We start from the raw sequence: 15,326 nt of genomic DNA on the forward strand, positions 1-15,326 counted from the left end.
GCGGCCCTCTCATGCCGCGTTGTGCGCCGTCACCAGCCAGGCCGGGGCCCGGAGCAGGACTCCCTCCGGGGTCACGTACGGAGTCAGGGCCTCGCGCAGGGCCTCGGTCGCCTTCGCCTTCGTCCCCCCGTCGAGGTCCGCCATCACCCCTCGCACATGCGGCCGGTTGAGGACGAAGTCCAGCGCCTCCCCGACCCCCGCCCCCAGGTCCATCGGCTCGTTCTCCGCCTCCAGTCGTACGTCGACGAAGCCCGCCCCGCCCAGCACCTCCCGCACCCGGTCGGGGTCGGCCAGCGAGTTCGGGCCCGGCTCGTTCACGCCTCCGGACTTCGGCACCGTGACGTACCGGCCGAGGGCCGCGCGCGGCACGGCCGAGTACTCGCTCTCCTCCGGCGCCCGCCAGCACACGAACGCCAGCCGCCCCGCAGGCCGCAGCGCGCGCCGTACGTTGGCGAACGCCGCCACCGGGTCCGCGAAGAACATCACGCCGTGCCGGCTGATCGCCACGTCGTACGCGCCGCCGGCGAAGCCGTGCACCTGCGCGTCGGCCTGCTCGAAGCGCACGTTCCCGACGCCCTCCTCTGCCGCCCTCGCGCGCGCCTGCGCGAGCATCGCGGCGGACAGGTCGACGCCGAGCGCCGAGCCCTCGGCGGCGAGCGCCGCGGCCACCCGGGTCGTCTGGCCGCAGCCGCAGCCGACGTCGAGGACGCGGTCGTCCGGCTGCACGTCCGCGCCCGCGAACAGCCGCTCGCTGTAGCGGAACATCGCCGCGTTGTACTGCTCCTCGTACGCGACCCAGTGGTCGCCGTTGGCCCCGTTCCAGTCGAGGGTCCGCGCGCTCTCCGCCACGTCCGCCGCCTTCCGCCGTTCCGCCCGATCCGCCCGTGCCGCCGCTTCTGACGGTCACCGTACGCCCGTACGGAGCCCGCCGAGGCCGTCACCTCACACGGAACACCGGCCCCCGCGCGACGAACGGCAGTGACGCCCCCGCCGGGATCAGATACGCGTGCTCCCTGCGCACCCGCAGCACGTCGCACATGCCGTCGGTGATCACCAGCACGGGCGCCGCGCCCGGGAAGTCGTCCGCCCGTTCCAGCAGGTCGAGCCCCGGCTGGAGGACGGTCCCGCCGCGGCCCTTCACCCGCACCCGGCCGGCGATCTCCGTCGGCGGCAGATAGCCCGCGTCGTACGGCATGGCGTCGCAGAAGACGACCCGCGCCGCGGGCACGTCACGCGCTTCCGCGTACGACGCGATGGCACCCAGCGCCTTGCCGAGCAGCGTGCGGCTCATGGAGCCGGAGGTGTCGAGGACGACGCCGAAGGTGCAGCGGGCGACCTCCTCGGGCGGGAAGTAGCGGCCCGCACGCGGGATGTCCGGGGTGGCGGCCTGCCGGCGGGCGGGACGCGCGAAGGTGCGCACCGGCTCCGCCCGGGGCACGAACTCGTCGAACCAGCGGGCCAGCAGCGCGTCCCACGGCAGCGGCGGCTGCGCGAGCGCCCGGATCTCCTCGATCAGCCCGGCCGGCAGCAGCCCGCGGTCCTGGTCGCGCTCGTGCAGGTCGAGGCCGCGCTGGAGCCCGCGCCGGTAGAACTCGTCGAGGTCGACGTACGCGGCCGCCGGATCCCGCGGCACCAGCGGCTCGCCGAGTACGTCGCCGAGCCCCCGGCCGCGCGGCGTCGCGAGCCGGCGGCGCTGGACCCTGAGGTCGGCGGCGAGGCGGTCGTAGACCTCCTCGGTGGACAGGCCCGCGAGCCGCGGGTCGTGCAGCAGCCCGGCGGGCATCTCGCCGACGCGCATCTCCAGCAGCCAGCCGTTGACGACGAAGTCGGCGGCGATGTTGAAGAGATACGGGTCCCGCGCCCCGCGGCGCTCGCCGTGGCGCAGCGCGGCGTGCAGCATCTCGTGGCCGAGGATGAAGCGCCATTCCTCGTCGGAGTGGTCCTTCAGCGGGTTGACGTAGATCTCGCCCGCGGCGGCGTCGACGGCGGCGACGGAGATGTCGTGCGCGCGGGCGAGATCGGCGTCGGCGACGACGGTCATGCCCGCGGCGATCCCGCCGAGCAGCGGGTAGGAGGAGACGAACCACTCCAGCGCCCGCTCCCACGGCCGCCGGGGCGCCCGTGCGCCGGTGAGCGAGTCGCGCCGGCCGCCGGCGACCTCCATGGCGGCGGACATCGTACGGGCGAGGGCGTGCGCGAAGTCCTTCTGCCAGTCGGGCGGCGTGGTGCCGGGCCAGCCGTCCCACGGCAGCAGCAGCACGTCGGGCTCGTCGCCCGCGGCGCCGCAGCGCTCGTACTCGGGCGGGATGCCGTCGCGCCGCCAGCGGGCGGCGAGTTCCTCCTCGCCGCCGCCGGGATAGTGCGCGGGCAGGTCGGCGGGCGGGCGGCCGGTGCCGAAGGAGAGCAGGAAGCGGTTGACGACGGTGCAGCGGGCGGCCTGCTCGTACCGGTCGGGCTGGGTGCGCTCGCCGCGGGCGGCGGGGGCGTGGCCGAAGCCGAGGTGCAGCAGGCAGTGGGCCAGCGCCCAGGTCCACTCGGCGGGCTCGGCGCGGCGGGTGGGGTGGGCGTGGACGGTGCCGTACGAGTCGACGCGGGCGAGGCCGTGGGCGGGGGCCGGTGTGTCGGCAGTACCGGAGACGATCGTGGTGCCGCCGGTGCTGTGGGGAGCGGCGCCCGTGCCCGCCGCGCCCTTGCGGACGACCTGCGCACCGAGGGCGCGCAGGGCCGGGTTCTGCATGGCCTTCGCAAGCCCGGCGGAGAAGGCGCGGGTGGCCGGGTCGTCGCGCTGCTGCGCCTTGGCCTTCCCGCGCCGGCCCGCCGCCCGGTTCGTACGGCTCATCTGCGGGCTTCCACGAGCCGCGGCATGTCCCTGGCCGCCTCCACCAGGAACCAGGCGGGCAGCACCGGCTGCCCGTCCGCGTCCTCGGCGATGACGGTCTGCGCCACCTCCACCGATATCTCGGCCAGTTGGACGAGGAGCGCCTTCGCGCGGTACGCGGTCTCGCGCACGGCCGGCGAGGCGTGCTCCTTGCTCGCGGGCAGCTCCTTGACGAGCCGGCCGCGGAACGCCTCGGCGAGGTAGTAGAGCAGGTCGCGGTCCTCGGTGCGGCGGGGCCAGGAGGCGTCGCCCTTGAGGATGGCCTCGACGCCGTACCGGTGCCGGACGATCTTGACGTACCCGCAGAAGGAGACGGCGTGCGCGGGGGTGAGCGTGCCGTGCGCGACGGTCTTGAGGGTGACGTCGTCGAGGGCGGGGCCGAAGGAGTGCAGCGCGTCGGAGAGCATGTGCCACGAACGCGGGGTGGAGAACGGCTCCTCGGTCTTCGGCGGCTTGGCCCACAGGTGGTCGGGGCGGTCGGTGAGGTAGTCGGTCACCCAGGGGTGGATGCCGTGCTCGCCGGCCCAGACGAGCCAGTCGGTCGCGGACGCCTCCAGGTGCACGTGGGCGAGGCGGTTGACAAGCGCGGAGGCCATGGGGCGGGCGAGCGCGTTGTCGGTGGCGCGGTTGCCGGCGCCGATGACGATGCTGCCCTCGGGCAGCTCGTAGGTGCCGATGCGGCGGTCGAGGATGAGGGAGTAGAACGCCTTCTGCACGTCGGGGGTGGCGGCGTTCAGCTCGTCGAGGAAGAGGCAGTACGCCTCGTCGCGGGCGATGGCCTCCGGCGGGCAGAAGACGCTGCGCCCGTCGCGGATCTGCGGGACGCCGATGAGGTCTTCCGGGGCGAGCTGGGTGCCGATGAGGCTGACGCAGTCGAGGCCGAGGGAGTCGGCGAACTGCCGTACCAGCGACGACTTCCCGATGCCCGGGGCGCCCCAGAGGAAGACCGGGCGCACGGTGGCGAGCCCGAGCAGCAGCTCGGGGATCCGGGCGGGCGTGACGGTAACGGCTGCCTGCACGCGGCGGGCTCCTGATTCCGGTCGGGTGCGGCGCGCGCAGGGAGTGTGCGCCGTGTCGGGACCTCCAGTGTGGGCGGTGGACGGCACGCGGCGCAGCCGGTTTTCCGGTGGCGGGGGACGCGTGTGCGCGGGCGCGGGGCGTACGGCACGAAGGCTTGTCGCCTACGGGCCGTGCCCCGCGCCCGGTTCGCGGTCGGGCCGGATCGGGTCGGCGCGGAATCAGCGCGGAATCAGCGCGGAATCAGCGCGGAATCAGCGCGAGGTCGGGACGCTCGGGGCGCGGTCAGATGAGCGGGAGCAGGCTGCGCACCAGCCGGCAGGTCGTCAGCGAGGGCGGGTGGACGCCGATGCGCTCGGCGGTGTGGCGTATCACCTCGTTGCGGGCGCGCTGCGGGGTGTAGACCCCGGTGTCGAGCAGGGCGATGGCGATGCGCATGGCCTTCAGCATGCGGTTGTGCGCGACATACCACTCACGCGGCATACCTGCCGGAAGCGGCTTCTTGGGCAGGGGTGTCGGGGCGTACGCCACTGGCATGGGCGACCTCCTCGGCCTCGTCTTGGCCCGTCTTCACTTCCTCCATTCTACCGCCTCCGACTGACAAACTCCCCTGGTCACAGGTCATTTCGGGATACCAGTTCGAATGCACAGAGGTGCATTCGGGCCCCGTTCGGCACCGTCCGCCGCCTTGCGGCATGCTGGCACCGATGACCACCACAGAACCCCCGCTCCCCGCCGTTACCGCCCCCCGCACCCGTACCGTCGCAGAACTGGACGGGCGGCTGTGCGAGTGCCGCTCCTGCCCGCGGCTCGTCGCCTGGCGGGAGGAGGTCGCGGCGACCAAGCGCAAGGCGTACGCCGACTGGGACTACTGGGGCCGCCCCGTGCCCGGCTTCGGCCCCGCGGACGCCGCGATGCTGATCATCGGGCTCGCGCCGGCCGCCCACGGCGGCAACCGCACCGGGCGGATGTTCACCGGCGACCGCTCCGGCGACGTCCTGTACGCCGCCCTGCACGCCACCGGCTTCGCCAGCCGGCCCACGGCCACCCACCGCGGTGACGGCCTGACCCTGCGCGGCGTCCGCATCACGGCCCCCGTCCACTGCGCCCCGCCCGAGAACAAGCCGACGCCCACCGAGCGCGACACCTGCCGCCCCTGGCTCGTCCGCGAGATCGAGCTGCTGCGGCCGACGCTGCGCTCGGCGGTGGTGCTCGGGTCGTTCGGCTGGCAGGCGGCGCTGCCGGTGCTGGCGGCGGCGGGCTGGGAAGTGCCGCGCCCGCGGCCGGTGTTCGGCCACGGCGCGCACACGACGCTGCGGCGGCCGGACGGGGGCGCACCGCTGGAGCTGTACGGGTGCTACCACGTCAGCCAGCAGAACACCTTCACCGGGCGGCTGACGCCGGCGATGCTGCGGGAGGTGCTGGCGTCCGCGGGGGCGGCGGCGGGGCTGTAGCCGGGGGGCGCGGCGGCATGCGGGGGCCGGGGCGGCCGGGCGCTCGCCGTGCGGTGTCAGTGGGAGCTCCCATACTGGGGCACATGACACCTGACCAGCTTCGTGCCGCCTGCCTGGAGCCGAACGGGGCCGTCGAGGAGTGGCCCTTCGACCGGCATCAGGCGATCTCCGTCTTCAAGGTCGGCGGCAAGATGTTCGCGCTCAGCGAGCTGGACGCCACGCCGCTGTCGGTGAGCCTGAAGTGCGAGCCGGACCTGGCGGTGCAACTCCGCGCCGCGCACCCCGAGATCGTCGGCGGGTACCACCTGAACAAGCGCCACTGGAACACCGTCCGCCTCGACGGCGCCGTGCCCGAGGAGCTGGTGCTGGAGATGATCGAGGACTCGTACGACCTGGTGGTGGCCAGGCTCCCCCGCGCCCACCGCCTCACCCTGGACTGGCCGGGCGAACGCCACCGCCCGCCGCCTGGCGCGTAGCCGGGGGCGCGCGGAGGCCGCACGCGGGGCCGCACGCCGGGCGGCGGCGGGCCGCCCGGCTACCGGGCGATCACCTCGCCGAAGCCCGGGAACTCACCGCCGAACCCGGCGCGGGCGGCGGTGACGTTGAAGGAGCCGGTCGTCGTGATGCCGCCGGCGGTGCCCCGGCCGTGCCAGACGAAGCCCCCGGCGGCCCTCCACGGAGCGCCCACGGTCAGGTCGGCCCTGCCGTCGCGGTTGCGGTCGCCGAGCGCGACCTCGTCACCGAACCCGTCGCCCTTCGCGGCAGCCCCCGGCACCCCCGCGGTGTTCCGGTGGAGCAGCCGGGCTCCGGCGCCGGTCAGCCCGTTCGCGGTGCCCCGCAGCAGCGTGACGGTCCCGGCGAACGACTTGCCGTCGAAGTCCTCGCCGGGGACGCCGATGGCCACCTCGGCGCGGCCGTCGGCGTCCGTGTCCGCAACCCCGACCGACGCGCCGAACCGGTCGTCCGGCTCGCCGCCGCCCGGGATGCCCGCGGTGCCCTGGTGGATCCGCTGCGGTCGCCGCGCTGGGTCGATGCCGTCCGGGCCGCCGTACCAGACCTGGACCGTGCCGCCGACGGCCCACGGCTGCCCGCTGTTCCGCGGCTCGTCCGGGTATCCCGTCACCAGATCGCCGTAGCCGTCGCCGTCGACGTCCCCGACCTCGCCGGTGAGGCCGCCCGCGCCGGTGAGGAGGGTGCGGGCGTAGCCGTCGCCGGTCCAGTCGTCGACGTAGATCGTGCCGCCGGGGCGGCCGTCGATCAGACCGACGAACACGATGCGCTCGGCCTGCGGGTCGGCGTCCACGTTCCCGTAGGCGCCGCCGCGGGTCGTGCCGAACAAGGGGTCGCGCCGCTGGCTCTGCGGCCGTCCTTCGCGGGTGAAAGGGCCCCGGAGGTGGAAGGCCGCGCAGCGGGCGGCCACGCTGATCTCGGGCGCGCCGTCGCCGTCGAAGTCGCCGGCGTACAGGCCCTCGGCGAGGTTGCAGCCGGTGCCGGGGACGTGCGCCACCCTCACCGCGGCGCCGCCGCTCAGCCCGCGGGGCCCGCCCCAGAGCAGGGTCAGGGTGCCGCGGTCGACGTCCCCGCTCACGTTCTCGCGCGACGCGCCGACGAGCAGGTCGGCGTAGCCGTCGCGGTCGAAGTCGTCGACGGCCACGGTCTCGCCGAAGTAGTCGTCTTCCTCCGGCGAGCCGGGGACGCCGGCGGTGCCCTGGTGGTACACGGCGCGCCGGCTCCCGTCCGGGCCTGCCGCGGAGCCGTAGAGCACGGCCACGGCCCCGGCGTAGGTCTTGCCGGACACGGTGGCCGCGGGGTTTCCGATCACCACGTCGCGGTAGCCGTCGCCGTCGAAGTCGCCCTTGAGCCCGCTCGGGGCCGCCGCGGCGGGTGGCGCGGCCACCGCCGTCAGGCCGCCGCCGGCGAGGGCGACGGAGGTGGCGAGCGCCACGAGGGCACGGCGGCGGGGCTGACGGGTCACCTGGGGCCTCCCGGTCGGTGGCGGACGATCTCCGCGGGTGTGGGGAAGACCTGTGTGGCGGGGTGAAGGTTGTACGGCCGTAAGGCAGTTGGGACACGCGCGGGGGTGGTCGGCTGCGGGCGGGGGAGCGGGCCTGCCGGCGGCCCTCGTGGTGGTGGTCCCCGGCCCGTACGGTCCGGTCGACGCCGTCGGGGATGACCTGCCCGGTGGTGTCACGGGTGCCCGGTGGTCCGCGCCGCGGGTGCGGAGGTACGGGGCCGCCCGTAGCGTGTGCCCTATGGGAGCGAACTACCACATATCCCCCGGCGGTCGGCGGCGTTCCGCGTCCCGCCGCGCCGCCCTCGTCGTCGCGGTCCTGCCGGTCGCCGGCGCCCTCGCCCTCACCGCCGCGAGCCCGGCCGGCGCCCCCGCGAAGCGCCCCGCCGCCGACGGCGGCGGGGCGCTCGGTTCGTACTACGACCAGTCCGTGGGCTGGACCGACTGCGGCCGCAAGGTCGCGGAGGCGGCGAGGAAGACCGGCCGCAAGCCCCCCGGCTACCTCAAACGACTCCAGTGCAGCCGCGTGCGGGTCCCCCGCGACTACGCGGCCACCGACCGCGGCGACCTCCGCCTCGCCGTCGCCCGCCTGCCCGCGACCGGCGGCAAGAGCGACCGGATCGGCTCCCTCGTGCTGAACTTCGGCGGTCCGGGCGAGTCGGGCGTCGAGGGCCTCGCCGGCCTCGGCGCGAAGTTCACGAAGCTCAACGAGCGCTACGACATCGTCGCCCCCGACCCGCGCGGCGTCGGCGACAGCGCGCCTGCCGTACGGTGCGCGCGCCCGACCGCGCGGCAGGCCGAGAGCCTGGACCGCTCCCCCGACGACCGCACGGAGATCGACCGGCTCGCCGCGTACCGCGAGCTCCAGGGCAAGCTGTGCGAGGAGGACTCCGGGAGGCTCCTGCCGTGGGTCGGCACCGTCGACTCCGCCCGCGACCTCGACGTGCTGCGGGGCGCGCTGGGCGAGGAGAAGCTCACGTACATGGGCTTCTCCTACGGCACCTCGCTGGGTGCCAACTACCTCCATCTCTTCCCGCGCAAGACGGGCCGGGTCGTCCTCGACGGCGTCGAGAACCCGATGAAGAACAGCGAGCAGACCTACCTCGCCAACGCGCACGCCTTCCAGCGCGCGCTGGACGACTTCACGAAGGACTGCACGGAGCGCGGGGCGCCGGAGTGCCCGCTGGGGGGCGACGCGGCGAAGGCGAGGAAGGAGACGCGGCAGTTGTTCAACCTGCTCGACGAGCGGGAGATCGACACCAGGGCGGGGGAACTGGACCAGTCGACCTTCGTCGGCGCGCTGAAGAACGCGATGTACTCGGAGAAGCTGTGGCCGGACCTGCGGCACGCGCTGAGCGCGCTCGGGGACGGCAACGGGGCGCCGATGGTCCGGCTGGCGGGCGGAAGCGGCGGCGCGGGGGTGCGGGGCGCCGGGGTGCGGGGCGCCGGGGTGCGGGGCGCCGGGGTGCCGGGGGCCTGGGCCCCGGGTGCGGTGCTCGCGGGGCCCGCCGAGGGCAACGCGGACGCCGCCTTCACCGCCGTCACCTGCCGCGACACCGGCGACCGCTACACCGCGGCGGACGTCGAGCGGGCCAAGGGCGAGTTCACCAAGGCTTCCCCGATCTTCGGCACGTTCATGGCCGGCCAGATGCTGACCTGCACGGGCTGGCCCGTCACCGGTGACAACGACTCGCGTCACGTACGCGCCACGAAGGCCCCCGCCGCGCTGCTGGTCGCCACCACCGGCGACCCCGCGACCCCGTACAGGGGCGGGGCGGACATGGCGAAGGAGCTCGACAACGACTCCGTCGTCCTCACCTTCGAGAGCGTCGGGCACACCGGCTACCTCACCGGGGACGCGTGCGTCGACGGGAACGTCGACGACTTCCTGCTCGACGGCAAGCGCCCGACGAAGGGCACGCGCTGCGGCTGACGGCCGCCACTCGCAGCTCGCGGCTCAGGGCATCTCGGAGTTGAGGCGCCGTACGGCACCGACGGCATCCCCGAGGGTCATGTGGTTCACGGCGACGATGGTGGGCATCCGGCCGCGCAGCAGCGCGCACGTCCGGGCACGATGGACGATGGCGTCCGCGTCGTTGACGGCGGCGGCCTCGGCGCGGGGGGCGCCGGTGCCGTGGGTGACGAAGTGGTTGAGGAGGAAGAGCCGCTTGCGGGGGTCGCTGCCGCCGCGGTGGGGCGCGCAGCTCATGTCGCCGGGTTCGCGGGCGCGGTACGGGGTCTCGACGGCGTACTCGTAGAAGTTGCGGTACCAGGGCGCGGGCCCGTCGGCCTCCTCGGCGAAGACGACGAGCCGCCGCCCGGAGTCGGCCATCTCGCCGAGCGTCGGCCAGGGCGCGGTGGGATCGGGGCCGGGGCGGTGCAGATACGGCCCGAGGCCGGCAGCGCGGAAGGCGCGGGCGGTGTCGCGGGGGGTGATGGCGTCCTGGAGGATCAGGGTCACCACGTCCCGGGGATGCTCCTCCAGCCAGTCGCGCAGCTCGCGCAGTTGCGCGGTGAGGGGCGTGGCGCCCATCCGGCACGGGCCGTGGCAGAGCCAGGTGCCGGGGCGCGGGCGTACGACGGAGTCCACGGCCCGTACGAGGGTCGCCCGGGAGGCGGCGTCGAGCCCTCCGGTGCCGGCGGGCGGTACGAGCCGCTCGGCGGTCTCCCAGTAGTGGGTGTCCAGGAGGAGCGCGCGGGCACCGCGGTCGAGCTGCCCGGTGAGGGAGACGTCCTGGTGCGCGCCGAGGAACCCGTCGGGCACGGTGGCCATGGCGTTGTGCGCCCCGACCTGCACGACCCGGTCGTACGGCCGCCCGCAGAGGGCGACGTCGCCGTTGCAGGCAAGCGCGTCCCCGGCCGGCACCACAGCGAGCATCCAGATCTGGGCCAGCGCGGCGAACCCGGCGAACCCGAGCCCGAGCCGCCGCGCCCAGCGGGCGCGGGGGGTGGCGGGACGGCTCGGCGGGGGCGGTGCCGTGGAGGGCCGCGGGCCGGTGGCCGTCCCCGGCTCGGCCGCGGTCGGCGCGGGGTTGCCGGGGGCGCGGTGCGGGTGCGCCGGTACGGCTCCGGGCGCGGCGGCGGGCGCCGGAGCGCCCGCGGTGCGGGTGAGGGCAAGGCGGAGGGTTCTGCGGGCCGTCGGGGAGGTGGCGAGGGCCGCGGCGGTGAGGGTGAGGGTGAGCAGGGCCGCGGCCCAGGCCACGGCCGCCTCGCGGTAGAGGCCGGCCACCACGTCCGTGAGCAGCGCCGCCACGCTCGGCGGCAGGCCGTCCGGCACCAGCCCCGCGGACGGCGGCAGCGCCGCCCACACCGCCGCCCCCGCGGCGGCGGTCAGCACCCCGGCACCCGCGCACGCCGCCGCGGCGGTACGCGCCCGGAGGCGCCCGCCGCGGGCCGCCGCGCGCAGCGCCAGCACCCCGGCCCCGGCCGCCGCGGCGGCCACCCCGGCGACGGCCCACCACGACGCGGACGCGGCCAGCACGGTCCGTACCACCGCGCCCCGCTCGGGCCCCCAGCCCGGCAGCTCCGGCGAGGCCGCGGACGCCGGGTCCGTACCGCCCCCGGCCCGGTCCTCCACCACCAACGGCACCCGGCCGTTCCCCACCGCCGGGCCTCCCCCGCCCGTACCGTCGGTTCCTCCCCGCCCGTCCCCCGGGGCACCTCCCGACGCCACGAGCGGCGGCCGCGCTCCCGCGGCGTACGGTCCACGCCCCTCCGCCCCCGGCGCCTCGGAACCCGGAGCCCTCACCAACGGCGGCCGCACCTGCGTCCCCACCGCCGACCGCCCGTGCGACTCCCCGCCCGGCGCGCCACTTTCCCGCCCCGCCGACCACAGGCCCGGCCGCCCCACCGCATCCCCCCGCGCCACCAGCGGCGGCCGCGCCTCCGGAACCGGCCCCCGGTCCGCGGCACCCGCCGTCCGGGTGTGCGGCGCTTCCGCGCCCGGCAGGATCTCGTCCAGCGCCGTCATGATGCGGCGCGCCGTCGTCGGCGGCCACGTGTCGTGGACGAACGTCGCCACCGCTTCCCGCAGCGCCGACGTGGGGGTCGGCGACTGCCGGCCGGGGGTGACGTACGCGCGGAGGCGGGTGATGAGATTGGTGAGGCCGCGGGCCGCGGCCGGATCCGCATCGGCGCGCAGCGCGCGCAGGTGCTCGCTGCCCGCTTCCGTCGCGCTCTCCGTCACCGGCCCGCGCCAGTCGTCGCCGGCCGCCGCGCTGCCCGTCAGCGCCGCGACCAGGGCCCGCGCCTGCCGGTCCGCCGCCTGCTCCAGCACGGGGCGCGGGACCAGCAGCGGCAGGTTGTCGACCACGGCGTCGCTGCGCAGCGGGACGCCCAGCGCGCCCGTGCGCAGTGCCTGGCGGACGGCGGGGTCCGCCAGCACCTCGTCGTAGACGCGCTGGTAGCCGTCGGCCTCCCGCACCGCGCCCGTGTAGTACGCCGGGTCGGCCACCGTGTACCGGCACAGCAGCAGCACCGTCAGCGCGCTCAGCAGGGCGGCGGCGACCGCCGTCCAGACCCGCCGCGCCCCTGACATGCATTCAGCCTCGGCATCTCCCCGGCCCCAGGCCAGCGCGACGCGGCCGATAGGGCGAGCGAAAGAGCCGGTTGCACCAACCGGGCGCCGAAGCCCGTGCTCAGTCCAGGCCGGCCTTCTCCAGGGCCGTGCAGCACGTGTCCACCATCAGCCGCGTCACCACGTACGGGTCGACGTTCGCGTTCGGCCGCCGGTCCTCGATGTAGCCTTTGCCGTCCTTCTCGACCTGCCACGGGATCCGCACCGACGCCCCGCGGTCCGACACCCCGTACGAGTACTCGTCCCACGGCGCCGTCTCGTGCGCCCCCGTCAGCCGGGTCTCCACGCCCGCGCCGTACGCGCGCACGTGCGTCAGCGGCTTGTCGCCCTCGCCCAGCGCCTCGCAGGCGGCGACGACCGCCTCGTAGCCCTCGCGCATCCGCCGGGTGGAGAAGTTGGTGTGCGCGCCCGCGCCGTTCCAGTCGCCCTTCGCGGGCTTGGGGTCGAGGGTGGCGGAGACGCCGAAGTCCTCGGCCGTGCGGTAGAGGAGCCAGCGCGCGACCCAGAGCTGGTCCGCGACCTCCAGCGGGCCGAGCGGGCCGACCTGGAACTCCCACTGGCCCGGCATGACCTCGGCGTTGATGCCGGAGAGGCCGAGGCCCGCCTTGAGGCAGTTGTCGAGGTGGGCCTCGACGACCTCGCGGCCGAAGATCTCGTCGGCGCCGACGCCGCAGTAGTAGCCGCCCTGCGGGGCCGGGAAGCCGTTCTCGGGGAAGCCGAGGGGGCGCGAGCCGCGGAAGAAGGTGTACTCCTGCTCGATGCCGAAGACCGGCTCCTGGCCGGCGAAGCGCCCGGCGACCTCGCGCAGTTCGGCGCGGGTGTTGGAGGCGTGCGGGCTGAGGTCGGTGTCGAGGACCTCGCAGAGTACGAGCACGTCGGCGCCGCCGCGCAGCGGGTCGGGGCAGGTGAAGACGGGCTTGAGGACGCAGTCGGAGGAGCTGCCCTCGGCCTGGTTGGTGCTGGAGCCGTCGAAGCCCCAGAGCGGCGGCTCGGCGCCGGTCTCGACGATCTTGGTCTTCGAGCGCAGCTTGGCGGTGGGCAGGGTGCCGTCGATCCAGATGTACTCGGCCTTGTAGCTCACGGTCGCCGTCCTTCGTTCGTACAGGTGCGGGGCTGTGCGGGGCGGCGGGCACGCGCGCCCGCCGCGGGCAGCGTCGCAAGCCGCGGTTTCCCGTCCGTTGCCCGGATGTAAACCCGGTGTGTCCCTTCGTCCCGTACGGCGTGGTGGTGCTAGCTACACCCCGGCCCGGGGGTACGGCCCCGTGCCCCCGTCCGGGGCGCGCGGCAGACTGTGACGTGCGGCCGGAGAAACGGGCCGCGCGAGCCGGGCCCGCGCAGGAACGGGCACGGGACCGGCAGGGAGCAGCGGGGACAGAGGGGACACGGAGATGATCTTCCGGAACTGGGCGCTCGCCGGGGTGCGGGCGCTGGCGCTGACGGTGCTGTGCACCGCGGTGTCGATCACGCTCTTCGTGCTCACCCTCGTCTCCGTCGTGCTCATCCCCGTGCTCGGCATCGGCCTGGTCACCACGCCCTGGGTGCTGGAGGGCGTGCGGATGCAGGCCAACCTGCGCCGGCTGCTCGCCGCGCAGTGGTCGGACGTGCGCATCCCCGCCACGTACCGCCCCTGGCCGCCGGACCTGCACGGCGGGCTCATCGGCCAGGCGCAGCGCACCCGCCACCTGCTCACCGACCCGTCGACCTGGCGCGACCTGCGCTGGCTGTTCACCGACATGATCGCGGGCACGGTCCTCGCCGTCGTGACGGTCGCGCTGACCTTCTACCCGCTGGAGGGGTACGTGATCGCCGCCGGCGTCTGGGACCCCCTCACCAGCGGCGGCGACACCACCTACTGGTACGGCTTCGTGCCGGTGTCCTCGCAGGCCACCGCGCTCATGGCCGCCGGGCTCGGCACCGCGCTGCTGGCCGTCGGCCTCTTCACCAGCCACCGCCTGATCGGCCTGCACTTCCAGATGACCAAGGGCGTGCTGGCGCCGCGCGAGGTCGAGCTGGCCGAGCGGGTCGCGCGGCTCACCGAGACCCGCTCGGACGCCGTCGACAACTCCGCCGCCGAGCTGCGCCGTATCGAGCGCGACCTGCACGACGGCGCGCAGGCCCGGCTGGTCGCCATGGGCATGAGCCTGGGCACCATCGAGGCGCTCATCGAGAAGGACCCCGCCAGGGCGAAGGAGCTGGTCTCGCGGGCGCGCGGCGAGTCGGCCGAGGCGCTGACGGAGCTGCGCGACCTGGTACGGGGCATCCACCCGCCGGTGCTCGCCGAGCGCGGCCTCGCGGACGCCGTGCGGGCGCTGGCGCTGCGCATGCCGGTGCCGGTCGAGGTGGACATCGACCTGGGTACGCCGCCGGGGCGGGCGGCGGAGCCGGTGGAGTCGGCGGCGTACTTCGCGGTGAGCGAGGTGCTGACGAACGCGGTCAAGCACGCGAAGGCGCAGCGCGTCTGGCTGGACATGGGACACCGCGACGGCATGCTGCGGATCGCGATCACGGACGACGGCCGCGGCGGCGCGTCGCTGGACAAGGGCTCCGGGCTGGCCGGGGTGGAGCGCAGGCTCGGTACATTCGACGGCGTACTGGCCGTCAACAGCCCGGTCGGCGGCCCCACGATGGTGACCCTGGAGATTCCGTGCGCGCTGTCATCGCCGAAGACCTCTTCCTTCTGAGGGACGGTCTCGTCCGCATGCTCGAAGCGTATGACTTCGAGATCCTGGCCGCGGTGGACAACGGCCCGGAGCTGGCGCGGGCGCTGGACGAGCTGGAGCCGGACGTCGCGGTGGTCGACGTCCGGCTGCCGCCGTCGTTCTCGGACGAGGGCCTGCAGTGCGCGCTCCAGGCGCGGGCGAAGCGGCCGGGGCTGCCGGTGCTGGTGCTCTCGCAGCACGTGGAGCAGTTGTACGCGCGCGAGCTGCTGGCGGACGAGCGCGGCGGGGTGGGGTACCTGCTCAAGGACCGGGTCTTCGACGCCGACCAGTTCATCGACGCGGTGCGGCGCGTGGCGGGCGGCGGTACGGCGATGGACCCGCAGGTCATCTCGCAGTTGCTCAGCCGGCGGGCGGCGCAGGACCAGCCCGTGAACACGCTGACGCCGCGGGAGCGCGAGGTGATGGAGCTGATGGCGCAGGGCCGGTCCAACGCGGCGATCGCGGAGCGGCTGGTGGTCACGGAGCGGGCGGTGGCCAAGCACACGTCGAACATCTTCAGCAAGCTGGGGCTGCCGCCGTCGGACGACGACAACCGCCGGGTGCTGGCCGTGCTGGCCTACCTGGACCGCGGCTGACGGAGGCGGGGCCGGGCCCGCGCCCGGATTCCGGCCCGCGGCGCGGACGTCCGGAAGACAGCGCTTGCGGTGCCGGCCCGTGCGCGGTCACTTTT

Annotated in this window: 12 protein-coding genes; 5 read left to right on the top strand and 7 right to left on the bottom strand. The window is 75.2% G+C overall.

Annotated features, from left to right (window positions below):
* Positions 1-9: 9 nt before the first annotated feature.
* The 4 genes from FB457_RS10730 to FB457_RS10745 all read right to left on the bottom strand — a co-directional run bounded on the left by FB457_RS10730 (position 10) and on the right by FB457_RS10745 (position 4,432).
* Positions 10-849, bottom strand: coding sequence for a class I SAM-dependent methyltransferase (locus tag FB457_RS10730; RefSeq protein WP_145781650.1), 840 nt, complete (start codon positions 847-849; stop codon positions 10-12).
* Between the two features lie 88 nt (positions 850-937).
* Complete coding sequence (locus FB457_RS10735) at positions 938-2,839, bottom strand: vWA domain-containing protein (protein ID WP_047015373.1); 1,902 nt, start codon at positions 2,837-2,839, stop codon at positions 938-940.
* Complete coding sequence (locus FB457_RS10740) at positions 2,836-3,897, bottom strand: ATP-binding protein (RefSeq protein WP_047015374.1); 1,062 nt, start codon at positions 3,895-3,897, stop codon at positions 2,836-2,838. Before FB457_RS10740 ends, FB457_RS10735 begins: the two co-directional genes overlap by 4 nt.
* Positions 3,898-4,180: 283 nt before the next feature.
* Positions 4,181-4,432, bottom strand: a complete 252-nt coding sequence (locus tag FB457_RS10745) for a hypothetical protein (RefSeq protein ID WP_047015375.1) — start codon at positions 4,430-4,432, stop codon at positions 4,181-4,183.
* Between the two features lie 170 nt (positions 4,433-4,602).
* Between FB457_RS10745 and FB457_RS10750 the strand changes: the two genes are divergently transcribed.
* Together FB457_RS10750 and FB457_RS10755 are read left to right on the top strand one after the other, a co-directional pair.
* Complete coding sequence (locus tag FB457_RS10750; RefSeq protein ID WP_145781651.1) at positions 4,603-5,349, top strand: uracil-DNA glycosylase; 747 nt, start codon at positions 4,603-4,605, stop codon at positions 5,347-5,349.
* Positions 5,350-5,432: 83 nt separating this feature from the next.
* Positions 5,433-5,825: an MmcQ/YjbR family DNA-binding protein gene (locus FB457_RS10755; RefSeq protein WP_145781653.1), complete on the top strand. Its 393-nt coding sequence runs from the start codon at positions 5,433-5,435 to the stop codon at positions 5,823-5,825.
* A gap of 59 nt (positions 5,826-5,884) precedes the next feature.
* Here the strand turns inward: FB457_RS10755 and FB457_RS10760 are convergent, their stop codons facing one another.
* On the bottom strand, positions 5,885-7,324 hold the full coding sequence (locus FB457_RS10760; protein ID WP_145781655.1) for an FG-GAP repeat domain-containing protein: 1,440 nt from the start codon (positions 7,322-7,324) through the stop codon (positions 5,885-5,887).
* Positions 7,325-7,601: 277 nt separating this feature from the next.
* Here FB457_RS10760 and FB457_RS10765 point away from each other — a divergent pair, with 277 nt between their 5' ends.
* The gene (locus FB457_RS10765; protein ID WP_145781657.1) at positions 7,602-9,293 is read left to right on the top strand and encodes an alpha/beta hydrolase; all 1,692 of its coding nucleotides are present in this window, start codon (positions 7,602-7,604) and stop codon (positions 9,291-9,293) included.
* Between the two features lie 24 nt (positions 9,294-9,317).
* Here the strand turns inward: FB457_RS10765 and FB457_RS10770 are convergent, their stop codons facing one another.
* Together FB457_RS10770 and glnII are read right to left on the bottom strand one after the other, a co-directional pair.
* Positions 9,318-11,897 carry a phosphoinositide-specific phospholipase C-related protein gene (locus FB457_RS10770; protein WP_145781659.1) on the bottom strand — a complete coding sequence of 860 codons (2,580 nt, stop codon included), beginning with the start codon at positions 11,895-11,897 and terminating at the stop codon, positions 9,318-9,320.
* Between the two features lie 100 nt (positions 11,898-11,997).
* Complete coding sequence (gene glnII / locus FB457_RS10775; protein WP_145781660.1) at positions 11,998-13,017, bottom strand: glutamine synthetase; 1,020 nt, start codon at positions 13,015-13,017, stop codon at positions 11,998-12,000.
* 307 nt (positions 13,018-13,324) lie between these two features.
* Between glnII and FB457_RS10780 the strand changes: the two genes are divergently transcribed.
* Both FB457_RS10780 and FB457_RS10785 read left to right on the top strand, forming a co-directional pair.
* The gene (locus FB457_RS10780) at positions 13,325-14,617 is read left to right on the top strand and encodes a sensor histidine kinase (RefSeq protein ID WP_047015381.1); all 1,293 of its coding nucleotides are present in this window, start codon (positions 13,325-13,327) and stop codon (positions 14,615-14,617) included.
* On the top strand, positions 14,581-15,231 hold the full coding sequence (locus FB457_RS10785; RefSeq protein ID WP_047015382.1) for a LuxR C-terminal-related transcriptional regulator: 651 nt from the start codon (positions 14,581-14,583) through the stop codon (positions 15,229-15,231). Before FB457_RS10780 ends, FB457_RS10785 begins: the two co-directional genes overlap by 37 nt.
* Positions 15,232-15,326 lie beyond the last annotated feature (95 nt).

Source organism: Streptomyces sp. CNZ287, from assembly GCF_007827615.1.